General features: G+C 75.8%; 20 protein-coding genes. 7 read left to right on the plus strand and 13 right to left on the minus strand.

The window, feature by feature from the left end; translation table 11 throughout:
* Window positions 1-146: 146 nt before the first annotated feature.
* From ACI78R_RS04100 to rpsP, 5 genes are read right to left on the minus strand one after another with little or no spacing between them, the layout of a single operon-like run.
* A complete protein-coding gene (locus ACI78R_RS04100) occupies window positions 147-662 on the minus strand; it encodes an NUDIX hydrolase (protein WP_457039757.1) in 516 nt (171 codons plus the stop codon).
* A complete protein-coding gene (trmD, locus tag ACI78R_RS04105; protein WP_073421817.1) occupies window positions 655-1,398 on the minus strand; it encodes a tRNA (guanosine(37)-N1)-methyltransferase TrmD in 744 nt (247 codons plus the stop codon). Before trmD ends, ACI78R_RS04100 begins: the two co-directional genes overlap by 8 nt.
* Window positions 1,395-1,919 carry a ribosome maturation factor RimM gene (rimM, locus tag ACI78R_RS04110; protein WP_336032249.1) on the minus strand — a complete coding sequence of 175 codons (525 nt, stop codon included), beginning with the start codon at window positions 1,917-1,919 and terminating at the stop codon, window positions 1,395-1,397. Before rimM ends, trmD begins: the two co-directional genes overlap by 4 nt.
* A 16-nt stretch (window positions 1,920-1,935) precedes the next feature.
* Window positions 1,936-2,172, minus strand: a complete 237-nt coding sequence (locus ACI78R_RS04115; RefSeq protein ID WP_073421815.1) for an RNA-binding protein — start codon at window positions 2,170-2,172, stop codon at window positions 1,936-1,938.
* Window positions 2,173-2,175: 3 nt separating this feature from the next.
* Window positions 2,176-2,673 (minus strand): 30S ribosomal protein S16, encoded by a 498-nt coding sequence (rpsP, locus tag ACI78R_RS04120; RefSeq protein ID WP_073421814.1) that lies wholly within the window; start codon window positions 2,671-2,673, stop codon window positions 2,176-2,178.
* Between the two features lie 158 nt (window positions 2,674-2,831).
* On the opposite strand from rpsP, the gene ACI78R_RS04125 reads away from it, so the two are divergent.
* Window positions 2,832-3,230, plus strand: coding sequence for a VOC family protein (locus ACI78R_RS04125; RefSeq protein WP_457039758.1), 399 nt, complete (start codon window positions 2,832-2,834; stop codon window positions 3,228-3,230).
* Here the strand turns inward: ACI78R_RS04125 and ACI78R_RS04130 are convergent.
* The 7 genes from ACI78R_RS04130 to ACI78R_RS04160 form a co-directional block, all read right to left on the minus strand.
* The gene (locus tag ACI78R_RS04130) at window positions 3,200-4,972 is read right to left on the minus strand and encodes a proline--tRNA ligase (RefSeq protein WP_457039759.1); all 1,773 of its coding nucleotides are present in this window, start codon (window positions 4,970-4,972) and stop codon (window positions 3,200-3,202) included. The two genes, ACI78R_RS04125 and ACI78R_RS04130, sit on opposite strands and share 31 nt — an antisense overlap.
* Before the next feature lie 53 nt (window positions 4,973-5,025).
* On the minus strand, window positions 5,026-6,108 hold the full coding sequence (locus ACI78R_RS04135) for an amidohydrolase family protein (RefSeq protein ID WP_457039760.1): 1,083 nt from the start codon (window positions 6,106-6,108) through the stop codon (window positions 5,026-5,028).
* Entirely contained in the window at window positions 6,105-7,673 is a 1,569-nt protein-coding gene (gene ffh / locus ACI78R_RS04140) for a signal recognition particle protein (protein WP_457039761.1), read from the minus strand. The genes ACI78R_RS04135 and ffh overlap by 4 nt, the downstream gene beginning before the upstream one ends.
* A 103-nt stretch (window positions 7,674-7,776) precedes the next feature.
* Window positions 7,777-7,965 (minus strand): hypothetical protein, encoded by a 189-nt coding sequence (locus ACI78R_RS04145; protein ID WP_457039762.1) that lies wholly within the window; start codon window positions 7,963-7,965, stop codon window positions 7,777-7,779.
* An 86-nt stretch (window positions 7,966-8,051) separates the two neighbouring features.
* A complete protein-coding gene (locus ACI78R_RS04150) occupies window positions 8,052-10,418 on the minus strand; it encodes a [protein-PII] uridylyltransferase (RefSeq protein ID WP_457039763.1) in 2,367 nt (788 codons plus the stop codon).
* A gap of 99 nt (window positions 10,419-10,517) precedes the next feature.
* The gene (locus ACI78R_RS04155; protein ID WP_073421809.1) at window positions 10,518-10,856 is read right to left on the minus strand and encodes a P-II family nitrogen regulator; all 339 of its coding nucleotides are present in this window, start codon (window positions 10,854-10,856) and stop codon (window positions 10,518-10,520) included.
* On the minus strand, window positions 10,853-12,193 hold the full coding sequence (locus ACI78R_RS04160) for an ammonium transporter (protein WP_073421808.1): 1,341 nt from the start codon (window positions 12,191-12,193) through the stop codon (window positions 10,853-10,855). Before ACI78R_RS04160 ends, ACI78R_RS04155 begins: the two co-directional genes overlap by 4 nt.
* A 330-nt stretch (window positions 12,194-12,523) precedes the next feature.
* Here ACI78R_RS04160 and ACI78R_RS04165 point away from each other — a divergent pair, with 330 nt between their 5' ends.
* From ACI78R_RS04165 to ACI78R_RS04180, 4 genes are read left to right on the plus strand one after another with little or no spacing between them, the layout of a single operon-like run.
* Window positions 12,524-13,228, plus strand: a complete 705-nt coding sequence (locus tag ACI78R_RS04165; RefSeq protein WP_457039764.1) for an energy-coupling factor ABC transporter permease — start codon at window positions 12,524-12,526, stop codon at window positions 13,226-13,228.
* Window positions 13,229-13,266: 38 nt separating this feature from the next.
* Window positions 13,267-13,581, plus strand: a complete 315-nt coding sequence (locus ACI78R_RS04170) for a PDGLE domain-containing protein (RefSeq protein ID WP_457039765.1) — start codon at window positions 13,267-13,269, stop codon at window positions 13,579-13,581.
* Window positions 13,582-13,583: 2 nt separating this feature from the next.
* Complete coding sequence (gene cbiQ / locus ACI78R_RS04175; RefSeq protein WP_457039766.1) at window positions 13,584-14,363, plus strand: cobalt ECF transporter T component CbiQ; 780 nt, start codon at window positions 13,584-13,586, stop codon at window positions 14,361-14,363.
* Window positions 14,360-15,103, plus strand: coding sequence for an energy-coupling factor ABC transporter ATP-binding protein (locus ACI78R_RS04180; protein WP_073421805.1), 744 nt, complete (start codon window positions 14,360-14,362; stop codon window positions 15,101-15,103). Before cbiQ ends, ACI78R_RS04180 begins: the two co-directional genes overlap by 4 nt.
* A 13-nt stretch (window positions 15,104-15,116) precedes the next feature.
* Here ACI78R_RS04180 and ftsY read toward each other — a convergent pair whose 3' ends face one another.
* Entirely contained in the window at window positions 15,117-16,349 is a 1,233-nt protein-coding gene (gene ftsY, locus ACI78R_RS04185; RefSeq protein ID WP_073421804.1) for a signal recognition particle-docking protein FtsY, read from the minus strand.
* Window positions 16,350-16,421: 72 nt separating this feature from the next.
* Here ftsY and ACI78R_RS04190 point away from each other — a divergent pair, with 72 nt between their 5' ends.
* Together ACI78R_RS04190 and ACI78R_RS04195 are read left to right on the plus strand one after the other, a co-directional pair.
* Complete coding sequence (locus tag ACI78R_RS04190; RefSeq protein WP_457039767.1) at window positions 16,422-18,128, plus strand: alkaline phosphatase D family protein; 1,707 nt, start codon at window positions 16,422-16,424, stop codon at window positions 18,126-18,128.
* 12 nt (window positions 18,129-18,140) lie between these two features.
* The gene (locus tag ACI78R_RS04195) at window positions 18,141-18,956 is read left to right on the plus strand and encodes an endonuclease/exonuclease/phosphatase family protein (RefSeq protein WP_457039768.1); all 816 of its coding nucleotides are present in this window, start codon (window positions 18,141-18,143) and stop codon (window positions 18,954-18,956) included.
* Window positions 18,957-19,002 lie beyond the last annotated feature (46 nt).

Genomic DNA, 19,002 nt, shown 5'->3' on the forward strand with positions numbered 1-19,002 from the left:
GGGCAGCGGGGCGCCCCACTCCGGACCAGGTGTCGGCTGCGACTCCGGGAGGGAGTTGCCCGTCGGCGGGCGCCTCCGGTCTGCAGCGACTCTCTACTGTGCCACATCCGCGCCACCCTGCCGAGCGCGGCCCCCGGGCGACGGGTTCAGTCGACCACGCGGGGTGGCCGGCGCCACGGCCCGGCGAGCAGCTCCGGCAGCACGGCGGCGAGCTCGCGCGGCGCGAACTCCACGTCGGCCGCGGCGATCTCCGCCGCGGTCCACCAGCGGTGCGGCTCCTCGCCGAGCAGCTCGAGCTCGGTGCGGCCGGCCGGGTCGACCTCGTGGACGACGTCGCGCAGCACGAAGAAGGTCTCGCGCGAGTCGACCTGCACGCCCGCGAAGGGGCCCACGTGCCGGCGGAACCACACCGGGCCCTCGAGGGCCGCGGGGTCGACGACCAGGCCGATCTCCTCGGCGAGCTCCCGGGCGGCCGCGACGCGCACGCTCTCGCCGTCCTCCACTCCCCCGCCGGGCGTGTACCAGAACAGCACGTCGCCGGGCGGGATGGCGGGGTCGGTCAGCCGGGCGCCGAGCAGCAGCACCCGGCCGTCGGGGTCGAGGACGACGACACGCGCCGTGGGCCGGACCACCGCCCGGGCGACCTCCGCGCGGTCAGGCACCGTCGAGGACCGCCCGCTCGGCGGGGGTGAGCGCGTCCCCGGGGAGCGCGGCCAGCAGGTCCGGGCGCCGGGTGGCGGTGCGCCGCAGCGACTCCGCGCGCCGCCAGCGGGCGATCGCCGCGTGGTCGCCGGACAGCAGCACCGGCGGGACGTCGAGCCCGCGCCAGGACGCCGGGCGGGTGTAGGACGGGCCCTCGAGCAGCCCGTCGGCGTGCGAGTCGAACTCCACCGACTCGCGGTTGCCGACGACGCCGGGCAGCAGCCGGGTGACCGCCTCGACCATCACCAGCACCGCGGACTCCCCGCCGGCGAGCACGTAGTCGCCGATCGAGACCTCGGACACGGGCCCGGCGGAGGCGGCCCAGTCGGCGACCCGCTGGTCGATGCCCTCGTAGCGGCCGCAGGCGAAGACCAGCCCGGGCTCGGCGGCCCACTCGGCGGCGACGGCCTGGGTGAACGGGCGGCCGGCCGGCGTCGGCACGACCAGCCGGGTGCCGGGCGGGCGCACGGCCTCCAGCGCGCGGGCCCACGGCTCGGGGCGCATGACCATGCCGGGGCCGCCGCCGTAGGGGGCGTCGTCGACGGTGCGGTGGACGTCGTCGGTCCACTGCCGCAGGTCGTGCACGCCGACGGCGACCAGGCCGCGGTCGGCGGCCTTGCCGAGCAGCGACTGGCGCAGCGGCGCCAGGTACTCCGGGAAGATCGTGACGACGTCGACGCGGTACGGCTCGCTCACAGGTCGAGCAGCCCCTCGGGCGGGTCGACGACGACGAATCCGCCGGGCACGTCGACCGTGGGCACGATCGCGGCGACGAACGGGACGAGCAGCTCGCCGCCGTCGACGCGGCGCACGACGAGCAGCTCGGCGCCCTCGTGCCGGACGGCGGTGACCTCGCCCAGCGGCGTGCCGTCGGGCAGCCGGGCGGCGAGCCCGACGAGCTGGTGGTCGTAGAACGCGTCGGGGTCCTCGAGGTCGGGGAGCTCGTCCACGGGGACCTCGAGGAGGGTGTCGCGCAGGGCCTCGACGGCCTCGCGGCTGTCGTAGCCCTCGAACGCGAGCAGCAGCACGTCGCGGTGCCAGCGGGCCGCGGTGATCGTCAGCGGCCCGCGCCCGGCGGGGTCGGTGCGCAGGGCGACGCCGACGCGGAAGCGCGCACCGGGGTCGTCGGTGCGCACCTCGACGGTCGCTTCACCACGGACACCGTGGGGCCGGCCGATCCGGCCGACCACCACGGTGTCCTGGGGAGGGGTTCCCACGTGCGGGACGCGGGGCTCAGCGCCCGTCGGTGTCGACGACGTCGACCCGCAGGCCGCGGCCGCCGACGCCGGCCATGACGGTGCGCAGGGCCTTGGCGGTGCGACCGCCGCGGCCGATCACCTTGCCGAGGTCGTCGGGGTGCACCCGGACCTCGAGGGTCTTGCCGCGGCGACCGCCGACCAGGTCGACGGTGACGTCGCGCGGGTGGTCGACGATGCCCTTGACCAGGTGCTCGAGCGCCTCTTCGAGCACGTCTTACTCGGCGGGCGTCGAGGTGGCGCCGGCCGCCGGGCCCTCGCCACCGGCACCGGCGGCCTCGGCCACCGTGTCGGCGGCGCTGCTGTCGGCGGTGTCGGCGTCGGCCTTGGGGGCGGCCTTCTTCTTCGGGGTGGTGGCACCCGCGGCCGGCTCCTCGCCGTTGCCGCGGACGGCCTCCTCGTAGAGGGCCTTGCGGTCGGGCTTGGGGGCGGCGACCTTCATGGGCGGCGGCGCGGCCTCGCCCTTGAACTTCTGCCAGTCACCGGTGACGCGGAAGATGGCCGCGACCGGCTCGGTCGGCTGCGCGCCGACACCCAGCCAGTACTGCGCGCGGTCGCTGTCGACCTCGATGAAGGAGGGGTCCTCCTTCGGGTGGTACTTGCCGATCGTCTCGATGACGCGACCCTCGCGCTTGGTGCGCGAGTCGGCGACGACGATGCGGTAGTACGGAGCACGCATCTTGCCCAGACGCATGAGCTTGATCTTGGTGGCCACGGTGGCTCGAACTCTCCTCGAACGCTGTTCGTCGGTGCTCGCCGGACGGACGCGTGGGGTTACGCCGGGGCGGAGCCAGGGACACGGCCGGCGTCGGTGAGAGGGCCGCGCACCGCCGTGTTCGACCGACCATGATGCCAGACGCGAGGAGGTCCGCCGTGACCAGCCGGGGTCTGCTCCACCACGTGGAGCTGTGGGTGCCCGACCTCGACCGGGCGGAGCGCTCGTGGGGGTGGCTGCTGACCGCGCTGGGCGCGGCGCCGTACCAGTCGTGGGAGCACGGCCGGTCCTGGCGGCTCGGCGACGTGTACGTCGTGGTCGAGCGCTCCCCCGACCTGGCGGCCGGCGTCCACGAGCGGCGCCGGCCGGGCCTCAACCACCTGGCGTTCTGGGCCGGGAGCCCCGGCGACCTCGACGCGCTGGTGGAGCAGGCCCCGGCGCACGGGTGGCGGCTGCTGTTCGCCGACCGCCACCCGTACGCCGGCGGCCCGGACCACCGGGCCGCCTACCTCGAGGACGCCGACGGCTACGAGGTGGAGCTGGTCGCCGGGCCCTGACGGACGGCGGCCAGGACGGCGGCCGCCGCGTCGGCGACCGGCACCTCGGTCCGCTCCCCGCTCACGCGGTCGCGGACCTCGACGACGCCCTGCGCCAGGCCGCGCCCGACGGTGACGATGGTCGGCATGCCGAGCAGCTCGGCGTCCTTGAACTTCACGCCGGGCGACACCTTCGGCCGGTCGTCGTACAGGACGGTCAGCCCGGCGCCGACCAGCTCCCGCGACAGCGACTCGGCGGCCTCGAAGACGGCGGCGTCCTTGCCGGTGGCGACGACGTGCACGTCGGCCGGGGCGACCTCGCGCGGCCACACGAGGCCGAGCTCGTCGTGGGTGGACTCGGCGATCGCGGCCACGGCGCGCGAGACGCCGATGCCGTAGGAGCCCATCGTGACCGTGACGAGCTTCCCGTTCTCGTCGAGCACCTCGAGGCCGAGGGCCTCGGCGTACTTGCGGCCCAGCTGGAAGATGTGCCCGAGCTCCACGCCGCGGGCGAGCTCCAGCGGGCCGGAGCCGTCGGGCGCGGGGTCGCCGGGCAGCACCTCGGCGGCCTCGACGGTGCCGTCCCAGGAGAAGTCCCGTCCGGCGACGAGGTCGAACACGTGCCTGCCAGGGGCGTTGGCGCCGGTGACCCACCGGGTGCCGGGGACCACGCGCGGGTCGACGAGGTAGCGGATGCCCGACTCACTGCCGCTGCCCAGCACCTGTGGGCCGATGTAGCCCTTGACCAGCGCGGGGTGGGCCTCGAAGTCGGTGAACGGCTCGACCTCGGCCGGCGCCACCTGGGCCTCCAGCCGCTTGGCGTCGACCTCGCGGTCGCCGGGGATGCCGATGACCAGGGGCTCGCGGGTGCCGTCGGGGTGCACGAGCGTGACGACGACGTTCTTCAGCGTGTGCGCGGCGGTGTACCCGGCGTCGGGGAACAGCTCGTTCGCGACGGCGACCAGCGTCTCGATGGTCGGGGTGTCGGGGGTGTACTCGACGTGCGCCTCGGGCAGCCCGTCGAACGGCACGGCCTCGGGCACGACGGTGGCGACCGCCTCGACGTTGGCCGCGTAGCCGCCGGCCGAGCGGACGAAGGTGTCCTCGCCGATGTCGGTGGGGTGCAGGAACTCCTCGCTGCGCGACCCGCCCATGGCCCCCGACATCGCCGAGACGATGACGTACTCGAGGCCGAGCCGGTCGAACACGCGGATGTAGGCGTCGCGGTGCGCGGCGTAGCTCTTGTCCAGCCCCGCGTCGTCGACGTCGAAGGAGTAGCTGTCCTTCATCGTGAACTCGCGGCCGCGGAACAGGCCGGCGCGGGGCCGCGCCTCGTCCCGGTACTTGGTCTGGATCTGGTACAGCGACAGCGGCAGGTCCTTGTACGACGAGTACAGGTCCTTCACCAGGAGCGTGAACATCTCCTCGTGCGTGGGGCCGAGCAGGTAGTCCGCGCCCCGGCGGTCCTGGAGCCGGAACAGGTTGGGGCCGTACTCGGTCCAGCGGTTGGTCGCCTCGTAGGGCTCGCGGGGCAGCAGCGCCGGGAAGTGCACCTCCTGCGCGCCCATCGCGTCCATCTCCTCGCGGATGACGCGCTCGACGTTGCGGAACACCCGGTAGCCCAGCGGCAGCCAGGTGAAGCCGCCCGGCGCGGCGCGCCGGATGTAGCCGGCGCGGACCAGCAGCCGGTGGCTGGGGACCTCGGCGTCGGCGGGGTCGTCGCGCAGGGTGCGCAGGAACAGCGTGGACATCCGCAGGAGCACGGGAGCAGTGTCCCAGCACCGGCGAAGCGGTTTCCCGGCAGCGTCGGGAGCCGTCAGACGACGCGGCCGCGCAGCAGCCGCAGCACCGGCCGGGTGAGGGTGTGCAGATCGGCGCGCGGGTCGGTGTCGTAGACGACGACGTCGGCCGGCGCGCCCTCCTCGATGCCGGGCAGCCCGAGCCACGCGCGGGCCGCCCACGACGCCGCGCCCAGCGCCGCCTCGGCCGGGAGCCCCGCCTCGCACAGCGCCCGCACCTCGTCGGCGATCCGGCCGTGCTCGATGCCGCCGCCGGCGTCGGTGCCGGCGAACACCGGGACGCCGGCCTCGTGGGCGGCGCGCACCACGGCGCCCGAGCCCGCGTACAGCCGCCGCATCGTGCTCGCGTACGCCGGGAACCGCTTCTCCCCCGCCGCGGCGAAGCCGGGGAAGTTCTCCACGTTGACCAGCGTGGGGACGACGGCGGTGCCGCGGGCGGCCATCTCGGCCACGAGGTCCTCGGTCAGCCCGGTGCCGTGCTCGACGCAGTCGATGCCCGCGCGGACCAGGTCGGGCAGCGCGTCGGTGCCGAACGTGTGCGCGGTGACCCGCGCGCCCTCCTCGTGGGCCGCGGCGATCGCGGCGGCGACGACGTCGGCCGGCCACTCCGGCGCGAGGTCGCCCACCGAGCGGTCGATCCAGTCGCCGACGAGCTTCACCCAGCCGTCGCCCCGGCGGGCCTGCTCCCGCACCTGCGCGACGAGGTCCTCGGGCTCCAGCTCGACGGCCAGCCCCGGGATGTAGCGGCGGGTGCGGGCCAGGTGCCGGCCGGCCCGGATGATCGTCGGCAGGTCGGGCTCGTCGTCGAGGGCCCGGGTGTCCACGGGCGAGCCGCAGTCGCGCAGCGCCAGCACGCCGGCGTCGCGCTCGGCCACGGCCTGCTCGCGCAGCCCGGCGAGGTCCTCGACGTGCACGCCGCCGCGGCCGATGCCGACGTGGCAGTGCGCGTCGACCAGGCCGGGCAGCAGCCAGCCGCCGCGGGAGACGGTCTCGGCACCGGGCACCGGCTCGGACGTGAGCCGGCCGTCGCGCACCCACAGGTCCCGGTGCGCGCCCTCGGGGAGGACGACGCCGGACAGGTGCAGCGCGGGCGCGCTCACCGCCCGGGCCGCTCGTCCCCGAACTTGCTGAAGTCGAGCTTGGACAGGTCCGGTAGCGCCTGGCCGGGCGGCAGCGAGGGCATGCCGCCGGGCAGCTGGCCCGGGAAGCCGGCGCCGGGGGGCAGCCCGGGGGCGCCCATCGGGCGGCGGGCCGGGGCCTTGCCCTTGCCGCCCTTCTTGCCCTTGCCCTTCTTCGACGACTGGGCCTGCATCTGCCGGCCGCGGGCCTTCTTGGACATGGGGCCCATGCCGGGCAGGCCCATGCTGCCGGCCATCTGGCCCATCATCTTCTGGGCCTGGGCGAAGCGCTCCAGCAGCTGGTTGACCTCGGTGACGGTCACGCCGGAGCCGTTGGCGATGCGCACCCGCCGCGAGGCGTTGATGATCTTCGAGTCGACGCGCTCCTGCGGCGTCATCGACCGGATGATCGCCGCGGTGCGGTCGAGGTCGCGGTCGTCGACCTGCTTGAGCTGCTCCTTCATCGCCCCGGCACCGGGCAGCATGCCGAGCAGGTTGGCGATCGGGCCCATCTTGCGGATGGCCATCATCTGCTCGAGGAAGTCCTCGAGCGTGAAGCCCTCGCGGCTGACGAGCTTGCCGGCCATCTTCTCGGCCTGGTCGGCGTCGAAGGCCTGCTCGGCCTGCTCGATGAGGGTGAGCACGTCGCCCATGCCGAGGATGCGCGAGGCCATCCGCTCGGGGTGGAAGACGTCGAAGTCGGTGAGCTTCTCGCCGGTGGAGGCGAACATGATCGGCTGCCCGGTCACGTAGCGGACCGAGAGCGCGGCACCACCGCGGGCGTCGCCGTCGAGCTTGGTGAGCACGACGCCGGAGAAGCCGACGCCGTCGCGGAACGCCTCGGCGGTGGTGACGGCGTCCTGGCCGATCATCGCGTCGACGACGAACAGCGTCTCGTCCGGCTGGACCGCGTCGCGGATGCCGGCGGCCTGGGCCATGAGCTCGGCGTCGATGCCGAGGCGGCCGGCGGTGTCGACGACGACGACGTCGTGCATGGTGCGGCGGGCGTGCTCGATCGAGTCGGCGGCCACCCGGATGGGGTCGCCGACGCCGTTGCCCGGCTCGGGGGCGTAGACGTCGACCCCGGCCTGGCCGGCGACGATCGTGAGCTGGTTGACCGCGTTCGGGCGCTGCAGGTCGCAGGCCACCAGCAGCGGGGCGTGGCCCTGGGACTTCAGCCAGCGGCCGAGCTTGCCGGCGAGCGTGGTCTTACCGGAGCCCTGCAGACCGGCGAGCATGATCACCGTCGGCGACTGCTTGGCGAACCGCAGCCGGCGGGTCTCGCCGCCGAGGATCTCGACGAGCTCCTCGTTGACGATCTTGATGACCTGCTGGGCGGGGTTGAGCGCCTGCGAGACGGCGGCGCCGCGCGCCCGGTCCTTGATCGCGGTGATGAAGGCGCGCACCACCGGCAGCGCGACGTCGGCCTCCAGCAGCGCGATGCGGATCTCGCGCGCGGTGGCGTCGATGTCGGCGTCGGTCAGCCGGCCCTTGCCGCGCAGGCCGGTGAAGACCTTGTCGAGGCGGTCGGAGAGTGTCTCGAACACGAGCAGTCCTCAGCAGTCACGGGCGCTGTCGTGGCCCCGACGGGCCGCGCCTCCTGACTCCAGCGTATCGACCCGGGCGGTCCCGCCCCGGCCGTGCGGGCGCTCAGGCCGCGCGGCGCACCGCCGCCTCGACCACGACGTCGAGGCCGCCGAGCAGGAAGGCGGTGCCGCAGTCGGTGCACGCCCACTCGGGGCACTCGCCGCCGTCGGCGGTGTGCCCGTCGACGCACCCGGGCTGCTCGAACACGGTGTCCTCGCCGCAGGTGGGGCAGGGCCAGGTCTGGGACCGCACGGGGACTCCCCTCGTCGTCGGTGGCGGGACCCGTCCGTCCCGCATCTGCCGCGACGGTCGCACGGGCCACCGACAGTCCCGCGCACTCAGCGCGGCGTGTCCCCTCCTCCGCTGTGCGCCGGGTCGGGCACCGCGCCCCGCGCGGCGGCCACCAGCGCCGCCTCCACCCGCCCGCGCTGCGCGGCGTCGATCGGGCAGCCGGCGGGGTTGCTCACGTAGAAGTAGTCGGCGGCGTCGGCCCCGAGCGTCTCGATCCGCGCCGAGGTGACGTCGAGGCCCTCGGCGCCCAGCGCGGCGGTGAGCCGGTAGAGCAGGCCCGCCCGGTCGCCGGCGCGCACCTCGACGATGCTCGTGGCCTCGCCGCTGACCTCCGAGTCGTGCCAGGAGACCCGCGGCGGCGCGGAGCGGGCGGCGTCCTGCCGGTAGTCGGCCTCACGCTGCCGCAGCCGGTCGGCCAGCGGCAGCGTGCCCTCGAGGGCGGCCCGGACGGCGTCGGCGAGGATCGCCGGCTGCGGCGCCCGCCCGAACCGCGGGCGGACGGCGAACACCGCGGTGGCCCGGCCGCCCGCCACGTTGACCTTCGCGGCGCGCACGTCGAGCTGGTTGAGGGCGAGCACTCCGGCCAGCCGGCTGAACAGGCCCTGCTCGTCGGGGGCGCCGATGGTCACCTGCTGGCCGTCGGCGACGTCCTCCACGCCGACGGTCACCGCACCCTCCCCCGGGCTGGTCACGCTCGGCTCGGTGGGGTGCAGCACGGGCTCCGGCCCCTCGACCGGCGTGCCGCCGAGGTGCGCCTGCACCCGCGCGACGAGGTGGGCGACCAGGTGCGCCTTCCACGGCGACCAGGCCGAGGTGCTGGTGGCCGCGCCGTCGGCCTGCGCCACGGCGTGCAGCAGCTGCAGCACCTGCGCGTCGCGGCCGATGGTGTCGGCGACCCGCTCGATGGTGGCCGGGTCGTCGATGTCGCGGCGGGTGGCGGTGTCGGGCAGCAGCAGGTGGTGGCGCACGAGGGTGCCCACGGTGGCGACGTCGGCCGGGGTGAAGCCCATCCGCGCCGCGATGCCGGCGGCGATCGGCTCCCCGACGACGCTGTGGTCGCCGGGCCAGCCCTTGCCGACGTCGTGCAGCAGTGAGGCGACCAGCAGCAGGTCGGGCCGGTCGACGTCGCGGGTGAGCTCGGCGGCGGCCGCGGCGGCCTCGACCAGGTGCCGGTCGACGGTGAACCGGTGCCACGGGTGGCGCTGCGGCAGCGAGCGCACCCGCTCCCACTCCGGCAGCAGGCGGGTGAGCAGGCCCTCCTGGTCCAGCTGCTCGATGACCGGGACGGCGGAGCGGCCGCTGGCCAGCAGCCGCAGGAACGACCAGCGGACCTCCGCGGGCCAGGGCTCCGGCAGCGGCGGCGCGTGCACCGCGAGCACCTTGAGCGTGTAGGGCGACAGCAGCAGGTCCTCGCGGGCGGCGGCGGCCGCGCCGCGCAGCACCAGGCCCGGGTCGGTGGCGGGGCGGGCGTCGCGGGCCAGCACCACCTCGTCGCCCTGCCGGACGACGCCCTCGGCCAGCGGCTCGCGGCGCACCCGGCGGTAGCGGGCGCGCGGGCGGCGGACCAGGGCGGCGTCCACGCGCCGCCAGGTGTCGTCGGCGACGAAGGCCAGCCGCCGGCCGGCGAGGCTGACCTCGCGCAGCAGCACGTCCTCGTCGGGCAGGCCGAGGGCCGCCGCGACCGGCCGCTGCTCCTGGCGGACCAGGACGTCGGTGGGCCGGCCGGCACGGCGGCGCAGCTCGTCGCGCACGTCGAGCAGGAAGGCGTAGGCGGCCTCGGCCTCCGCGGAGGGCTCGTCGCCGAGCTGGGCGGCGGCGACCGCGCGCAGCACCTGGCCCTCGCGCAGGCCGCCGTAGGCCTCCTTGAGGTCGGGCTCGAGCAGGAACGCCAGCTCGCCGACCTGGCGGGCCCGGCCGCGGCGCAGGTCGCGCAGCTGGGGCAGCAGCCGCGACGCCGACTGGCGCCAGCTGGCCAGCGTGGCGGTGCGCAGCGCGGCGGCCAGCCCGGCGTCGCCGGCGACCAGCCGCGCGTCGAGCAGCCCGAGGCCGGCCTTGACGTCGGTGGAGGCGACCGAGACGGCCTCGGCGACCGAGCGCACGGAGTGGTCGAGCCGGACGCCGGCGTCCCAGATCGGGTACCAGACGGCGTCGGCCAGCGCGGCGACCTCGGGCCGGCCGTCGTGGACGAGCACCAGGTCGAGGTCGGCGTGCGGCGGGGGCTCGCGCCGGCCGAGGCTGCCGACGGCGACGAGCGCGACGCCGTCGGTGCCGGTGCGCGGGGCCGGTGCGCCCCGGCCCTGCCGGGGCGGCGGGGTGCCGGCCACGGCGTCGGCGAGCAGGTCGCCGAGCCACGCGTCGAGCAGCTGCACCCGCCCGGCGCGGGACAGGTCGGGCAGCGAGGCCAGGTCCGGCACGATCTCCCCCTCGGTCAGCGGTGCGGGAACGGCGTCGGCCGGGGCGGTGGTCTCCCCACCACCCCGGCCGACGCGACGTGCTCCGGGGTCAGTCCCGGGTCAGAGCGCGTCCTCGCCGCGCTCGCCGGTGCGGACCCGCACGATCTCGTCGATCGTGGTGACCCAGACCTTCCCGTCCCCGATCTGGCCGGTGGAGGCCGACTCGACGACGGCGTCCACCACCCGGGCGGCCTCGATCTCGCCGACGACGACCTCGATGCGGACCTTGGGGACGAAGTCCACCTGGTACTCCGCGCCGCGGTAGACCTCGGTGTGGCCGCGCTGGCGGCCGAAGCCCTGGACCTCGCTGACGGTGAGCCCGGTGATCCCGATCAGCTCGAGGGCGTTCTTCACGTCGTCGAGCTTGAAGGGCTTGATGATGGCGGTGACGAGCTTCATGCCCGGACCCCTTCCGTGGTCTTCGGCGTGGTGGCCTGGGAGAGGGCGGACCCGCTGCCCCCACCGAGGCTGGTGAAGTCGTACCCGGACTCGGCGTGCACGACGGTGTCGATCCCGGCCACCTCGTCCTCCTCGCTGACGCGGAAGCCCATGGCGGCCTTGACCAGGGTCCCGATGACGTAGGTCAGCACGAAGGAGAACACGAGCACCGCCCCGGCCCCGACGGCCTGCCGCCAGAGCTGGTCGACGCTGCCGCCGAAGAAGAGGCTCTCCACGCCGGCGGGGGCGTCGGGGTCGGCCAGGAAGCCGATGGCCAGGGTGCCCCACAGGCCGCCGACGAGGTGCACGCCGACGACGTCGAGCGAGTCGTCGTAGCCGAGGCGGTACTTCAGGCCGACGGCGAGGGCGCACAGCGCGCCGGCGATGACGCCCACGATGATCGCGCCGACCGGCGAGACGGCGGAGCAGGCGGGGGTGATGGCGACCAGGCCCGCGACGGCGCCGGAGGCGGCACCCAGCGAGGTGGCGTGGCCGTCGCGCAGCTTCTCGGTGACCAGCCAGCCGAGGACGGCGGCGCCGGTGGCGGCGAGGGTGTTGACCCAGACGACGGCGGCGGTGTTGTTGGCCGCGAGCGCGGAGCCGGCGTTGAAGCCGAACCAGCCGAACCACAGCAGGCCGGCGCCGAGCATGACCAGCGGCAGGTTGTGCGGGCGCATCGCCTCGCGGCCGAAGCCGCGCCGCTTGCCGAGCACCAGGGCCAGGGCCAGGCCCGCGGCGCCGGCGTTGATGTGCACCGCGGTGCCGCCGGCGAAGTCGATGGCGGCCAGGTCGTTCGCGATCCAGCCGCCGGTGTGGGTGACCACGCCGTCGTCGTCGGTGAGGGTGAAGTCGAAGACCCAGTGCGCGACCGGGAAGTAGACGACGGTGGCCCAGATGCCGGCGAAGACCATCCAGGAGCCGAACTTCGCCCGGTCGGCGATGGCGCCGGAGATCAGGGCGACGGTGATGATCGCGAAGACCGCCTGGAAGCCGACGAAGGCCATCGAGGGCAGGCCGCCGGCCTCGCTGGTGGTGTCCTCCATCAGGCCCTTGAGGCCGAAGAACTCGCCGGGGTCGCCGAGCAGGCCCAGGCCGACGTCGTCGCCGAACGCGAACGAGTAGCCGTAGAGCACCCAGAGCACCGTGATCAGGGCGAGGGCGCCGAAGCTCATCATCATCATGTTGAGGACGCTCTTCGCGCGGACCATGCCGCCGTAGAAGAGCGCCAGGCCAGGGGTCATCAGCAGCACGAGGGCCGCGCTGGTGAGGATCCAGGCGGTGTCGCCGGTGTTGACCACGGCAACCTCCTGAGGTGGGTCGTGGGCCGTCGGCCGCAACGAGGACGGGCCCCGGCGGGCCGGGGTCGGGGCGGGTCGCGGTCGCTGCCCTCCCTGGCGGCGACGCGGCGTTCACGGTGCCGGGGCGGTGTTTCCGGGGACGTCGTCGCCGCGTTTCCGGGCGGTGAACTCCCGTTCGCGTGTCCCGCACCCGTGTGACGGCCGTGTTGCGCGCCCCACGGGGAGGTGGGACCGGGCGGACCTGCGAGGGCGGTGCACCTGCAAGCGATGTGCAATAAGGTGCCCGTCGGGTCGGCACCGGGCCGGTCCTCTCAGCCTGCGGAGGTCCGCGTGCACGTCCCCGACGGGTTCCTCGACGTCCCGACGTCGGTGGCCACCGGCGCCGTGGCCGCCGGGACCGTGGCCCTCGCCCTGCGCGGCGCGCGCCGCGAGCTCGACGAGCGCACCGCTCCCCTGGCCGGCCTCACGGCCGCCTTCGTCTTCGCCGTCCAGATGGTCAACTTCCCGGTCGGCGCCGGCACCAGCGGCCACCTGATCGGCGGCGCGCTCACCGCCGTGCTGGTCGGGCCGTGGACGGCGGTGCTCTGCATGACCGTCGTCCTGCTGGTCCAGGCCGTCCTGTTCGCCGACGGCGGGCTCACCGCCCTCGGCACGAACGTGACGCTCATGGGCCTGGTGGCGGTGGCCGCCGGCTACGGCGTCTTCCGGCTGCTCGTGCGGCTGCTGCCGCGCACGCGCTCCGGGGTGCTCGGCGCCGCGGGCGCCGGCGCCTTCCTGTCGGTGCCGGCCGCGGCGCTGGCCTTCGTCGGGCTGTTCGCCGCCGGCGGGGTCGCCGACGTCCCGCTCGGCACGGTGCTCGCCGCCATGGGCGGGATCCACCTGCTCATCGGCATCGGCGAGGCCGTCATCACCGTCGCCGTGCTCACCGCGGTGCTGTCGGTGCGGCCGGACCTGGTGCACGGCGCCCGGCACCTGCGCCGCCCCGCCGACCTCGCCACCCGCCCGGGCCTGCGCGCCGAGGGGGCCCTCCGATGAGCGGCCCTGCGACGAGCGGCACCGCGACGAGCGGCACCGTGACGAGGAGCCGGCGCGCGTTCTGGATCGCCGGCCTCGTGGTCACCCTGCTGGTCGCCGGGTTCGTCAGCTACTACGCGAGCGCGCACCCCGACGGGCTGGAGTGGGCCGCCGGCGAGAGCGGCTTCGCCGACACGGCCCGCGACAGCGCCGTCGCCGGCTCCCCGCTGGCCGACTACGGCGTCGAGGGCGTCGACGACGGCCGGCTGTCGGGCGGGCTGGCCGGCGTCATCGGCGTCGCGGTCACCCTCGTGCTCGCCGGCGGTCTCACGCTGGTGCTGCGCCGCCGCACCGGCACCGCCGACCGGGACTGAGCGTGGGCGCCGGGCACGGCGGCCCGCTCGGCTCGGCCTACGTCGCGCGCGACACCGTCGTCCACCGGCTGCCGGCGCACGTGGCGCTGGTCGCCGTCGTCGCGTTCGCGCTGGTCGTGGTGGCCACGCCGGTGCGGGCGGCCTGGGCGCCGGCCTACGCCGGGTACGCCGTCCTGGTGCTCGGCGCCGCGGCGCTGGCCCGCGTCCCGGCCGGCCGGCTGCTGCGCGGCCTGGCGGTGGAGCTGCCGTTCGTCGTGTTCGCGCTGCTGCTGCCGGTCGTCGCCCGCGGCCCGCGCGTGGACGTGCTCGGGCTGTCGCTGTCGGAGAGCGGGCTGCTCGCCGCCGGCGGCCTGCTGGCCAAGGCGACGCTGTCGGTGCTCGCGGCCACGGTGCTCGCCGCCACCACCACGCCGCAGGACCTGGTCCGCGGGATGCAGCGGCTGCGGCTGCCGGCGGTGCTCGTGCAGATCCTGTCGTTCATGGTCCGCTATGCCGACGTCGTCGCCGGCGAGCTGCGCCGCATGCGGGTGGCGCGGGAGTCGCGCGGCTTCCGCGGCCGCGGCCCCGGCGCGCTGAAGGTCGTCGCCGGCACCGCGGGGGCGCTGTTCGTGCGGTCCTACGAGCGCGGCGAGCGGGTGCACCTCGCGATGCTGTCCCGCGGCGGGGACGGCCGGCTGCCCGCCGGGCCCGCCCTCGCCGTGACCGCGCGCACCTGGCTGACCGGGCTGGCGCTCCCCCTGTCGGCGGCGGCCCTGCTGGCGGCGGGGATGCTCGGGGCGTGAGCACCCCGCCGTCCCTCCTCGTGGAGGACCTGGCCTTCGCCTACCCCGACGGGCACCAGGCGCTGTTCGGTGTCGACCTGCGCCTCGAGCGCGGCGAGCGGGTGGCGCTGCTGGGGCCCAACGGAGCCGGCAAGACGACGTTGGTGCTGCACCTCAACGGCATCCTCGCCGGGGGCCGCGGGCGGGTGAGCGTGGCCGGGCTGCCGGTGGAGAAGCGGAACCTGCCGGAGGTCCGCCGCCGGGTCGGCATCGTGTTCCAGGACCCCGACGACCAGCTGTTCATGCCGACCGTCGGCGAGGACGTCGCCTTCGGCCCGCGCAACCTGGGCCTGCCCGAGCCGGAGGTGGCCGCACGGGTGGCCGCGGCGCTGGAGCAGGTGGGCATGGCCGGGTCGGCCGACCGCCCGCCGCACCACCTGTCGTTCGGCCAGCGCCGCCGGGTCGCCGTCGCCACCGTGCTGTCGATGCACCCGGAGGTGCTCGTGCTCGACGAGCCCTCCTCCAACCTCGACCCGGCCGGGCGGCGCGAGCTCGCCGAGGTCCTCACCGGCCTGCCGGTGACGATGCTGATGGTCACCCACGACCTGCCCTACGCGCTGCAGCTGTGCCCGCGCTCGGTGGTGCTCGACGGCGGCGTCGTGGTCGCCGACGGCCCGACCCGCGAGGTGCTCGCCGACGCCGACCTGCTGGCCGCGCACCGGCTCGAGCTGCCCTACGGGTTCGACCCCTCGCGGGCCTGAGCCCCCGGCGGCCTCAGTCGGCGCCGCCGACGAGGCCCTCGGCGAAGGCCTCCGGCTCGAACGGCGCGAGGTCGTCGGCGCCCTCGCCCAGCCCGATGAGCTTCACCGGGATGCCGAGCTCGCGCTGCACGGAGACGACGATGCCGCCCTTCGCGGTGCCGTCGAGCTTGGTGAGCACGACGCCGGTGACGTCGACGGCCTGCGTGAACACCCGCGCCTGCACGATGCCGTTCTGGCCGGTGGTGGCGTCGAGGACCAGCAGCGTCTCGGTGACGGGGCTGACCTTCTCCACGACCCGCTTGATCTTGCCGAGCTCGTCCATCAGGCCGGACTTGGTGTGCAACCGGCCGGCGGTGTCGACGACGACGGTGTCGACCTCGGCCTCCACGCCGGTGCGCGCCGCCTCGAACGCCACCGACGCCGGGTCGGCGCCCTCGCGGCCGCGCACGGTCATCACGCCCACGCGCTCGCCCCAGGTCTCGAGCTGGTCGGCGGCCGCGGCGCGGAAGGTGTCGGCGGCGCCCAGGACGACGCTGCGGCCGTCGCCGACGAGCACGCGGGCGATCTTGCCGACCGTCGTCGTCTTGCCGGCGCCGTTGACCCCGACCACGAGGAGCACGCCGGGGCGGCCCTCGCGGCGGTCGGTGCCGAGCGTGCGGTCGAGGTCGGGGCCGAGGACGGCGGTGAGCTCGCGGACCAGCAGCGCGCGCAGGTCGGCCGGGGTCGCGGTGGCCAGCACCATCGACTGGGTGCGCAGCCGCTCGACGATCTGGGTGGTCGCGGCGACGCCGACGTCGGCGGCCAGGAGGGTCTCCTCGACCTCCTCCCAGTCGTCCTCGGTGAGCCGCTCGCGGGCGAGCACGGTGAGCAGGCCGCGGCCGAGGGAGGACTGGGAGCGGGCCAGCCGCGAGCGCAGCCGCACCAGCCGGCCGGCCGACGGCGGCGGGGTCTCGAAGACGAGGCCCGGCTCCGGGACGGCGGGCGGCAGGTCGACCGTGGGCGGCGCCTCGGGCGCGACGGCGTCGGGCTCGGCCGGCGCGAGGCCCAGCCCGGACGCCGTGGCCCCGGCCGGGCGGTCCTCCGGGGGCGCCGGCGGCGCGGCGGGCGGCCGCGGGCGGGTGAGCGTCGTGCCCGCGACGGCGTCGTCGTCGAGCCGGGTGGTGCGGCGGCCCCGGCCGACCAGCAGGCCCACCCCGGCGACCAGGGCCACGAGGACGATCGCGATCGCGATCAGCACGAACTCCATGCCGCCCAGTCTCCCAGCCGCCGCACGGCGGGCTCTGGGCGGAACCCGGGTGCGTGGAGCACGCTGGGCGGCGTGACGTTCCCCGCGGGAGACAGCCCCGCCCTGCTGCTCGGGCCGCTGCTGCGCCACGTCGACCCGGTGTCGGCCACGGTGTGGGTGGAGACCGACCGGCCCTGCACCGTCGACGTCCTCGGCCGCACCGCGCGCACCTTCCGCGTGGGCGGCCACTGGTACGCGCTCGTCGTCGTCGAGGGCCTGGAGCCCGGCAGCACCACCCCCTACGAGGTCCGCCTGTCCGCCGACGGCACCGACGGCGTGCGGGTGTGGCCCGAGGAGAGCTCCCCGTTCCCGCCCAGCCGGATCCGCACCCCCGGCCGGCCCGGCCCGTTCCGGCTGGCCTTCGGCTCCTGCCGCTACGCCGCGCCCAGCACCGTCGACCTCGGCGAGGGCATCCCGCCCGACGCGCTCGACGCCTACGCCCAGCGGGTGGCCGACCTCCCCGAGGAGCAGTGGCCCGATGCGCTGGTGCTGCTCGGCGACCAGGTCTACGCCGACGAGCTGACCTCGGCCACGCGCGCCTGGCTCACCGTCCACCGCGGCGAGCCGGTGCCCGAGGACGCGCAGGTGCGCGACCGCGAGGAGTACACGCGGCTGTACGCCGAGTCCTGGATGGACCCGCAGGTGCGCTGGCTGCTGTCGACGATCCCGTCGTCGATGGTCTTCGACGACCACGAGATGATCGACGACTGGAACACCTCGGCGGCGTGGCGGCGGCAGGTGACGGCCACCGACTGGTGGGCCGAGCGGATCACCGGCGGGCTGGTCAGCTACTGGGTGCACCAGCACCTGGGCAACCTCAGCCCGGCCGAGCTCGCCGCCGACCGCACCTGGCAGGCGGTGCTCGCCCTGCCCGAGGGCACCGACGCCGAGCCGCTGCTGCGCGAGATGGCCGTCGCCGCCGACCGCGAGCCTCGGACGGTGCGCTGGAGCTACGTGCGCCACTGGGGCGACGCGCGGCTGGTCATGGTCGACAGCCGGGCCGGCCGGGTCCTCGACGAGCAGGGCCGCCGCATGGTCGACGACGACGAGTTCGCCTGGATCGAGGACCAGATGCGGCAGGCCGTCGCCGACGGCGTCGACCACCTGCTGGTCGGCACCTCGCTGCCGTGGCTGCTCCCCCACGCCATCGACTCGATCGAGCGGGTGGACGAGGCGGTCGCCGTCCGGCACGAGGGCCGCTGGCGGGGGAAGGCCGCCGAGGCGGTGCGCCAGGCCGCCGACCTGGAGCACTGGGCCGCCTTCGGGCACAGCTTCGACCGGCTCGCGGCCGCGCTGCTCGCCGTCGCCCGCGGGGAGCACGGCCGCGCCCCGGCGACCGCGCTGGTGCTCTCCGGCGACGTCCACCACGCCTACGCCGCCGAGGTCGTCTCCCCCGGCGGGCTGACCGGCCGGGTGCACCAGCTGACCGTCTCCCCGCTGCACAACCAGGCGCCGCACCCCATCCGCGTCGGGTTCCGGATCGGCTGGAGCCGGTGGGCGCGGCGGTTCACCGCCGCGGTCGCGCGGGCGGCGCGGGTGCGGCCGCCGTCGGTGGAGTGGGCCAAGGCGGCGGGCCCGTTCTTCGGCAACCAGGTCGGCGAGCTGGTGCTCGAGGGCCGGCAGGCGCGCTTCGTGCTGCACGTGAGCGACCACCGCCCCGACGGCGAGGAGTGCCTGCAGCAGGTGCTCGACCTGCCGCTGGCCGACCCGGTCCCGGCGACGGTGCCCGCGCAGGGGTGACAGGCTGACGGGGTGACCGACCCCTCCGGCGTGAAGCCCGCCCCCGGTCCCGACCAGCCGCCCATCCCGGTGCGGCTGGTCACCTTCAACACCCACCACGGGGTGGGCGACGACCGCCGGCACGACCTGCCGCGGCTGGCCAAGGTGCTGGCCGCCGCCGACGCCGACGTCATCTGCCTGCAGGAGGTGGACCGGCACTTCGGCGACCGCAGCGAGGACGTCGACCAGGCGCTGCTGCTGTCCCGCGCGCTGGACATGCAGCTGGCGTGGGGCCCGGCGATCGACGAGGAGCGGCCGGGCGACGCCCCGCGCCGCCAGTACGGCAACGCGCTGCTGTCGCGGCTGCCGATCCTGATCAGCGACGTGCACCCGCTGCCGGGCACCGGCGAGCCGCGCAGCGCCCTGCGCACGCTGGTCGAGCTCGACGGCGGCGCGCTGTGGGTGACCACCACGCACCTGACCACCCGGTCGGCCGAGGAGCGGGCCCGGCAGGTGCAGCTGCTGCGCGACCTGCACACCGACTCGATGGAGACCGGCGTGGTGGTCGGCGACCTCAACGCCGCCCCGGACGCGCCCGAGCTGTCGGCGCTGCGGGCCGACTTCTCCGACGCGTGGACCCTCGCCGGCGACCGCGACGACCAGGCCCGCTGGCGGTTCTGGCAGCGCGACGAGGGCCACACCCACCCGGCGCGCGCGCCGCACGTGCGCATCGACCAGGTGTGGGTGACCCCGGGCATCCAGGTGGCCGCGGCCCGCGTGCTCGACGGCGCCGGCGCCTCGGACCACCTGCCGCTCGTGGTCGACCTGCTGGTCCCGTCCGGCGTCTGAGGCCAGGCATGGGAAGCTGTCCGCACGTTCTCGCGCCCGGGACGTG

The sequence above is a fragment of the Geodermatophilus sp. SYSU D01106 genome (assembly GCF_054049995.1).

Excerpts from the sequence above, each read along its gene's own strand:
- ACI78R_RS04155 (WP_073421809.1), bottom strand. The coding sequence starts at position 10,856 with ATGAAGCTCGTCACCGCCATCATCAAGCCCTTCAAGCTCGACGACGTG.
- ftsY (WP_073421804.1), bottom strand. The coding sequence starts at position 16,349 with ATGGAGTTCGTGCTGATCGCGATCGCGATCGTCCTCGTGGCCCTGGTC.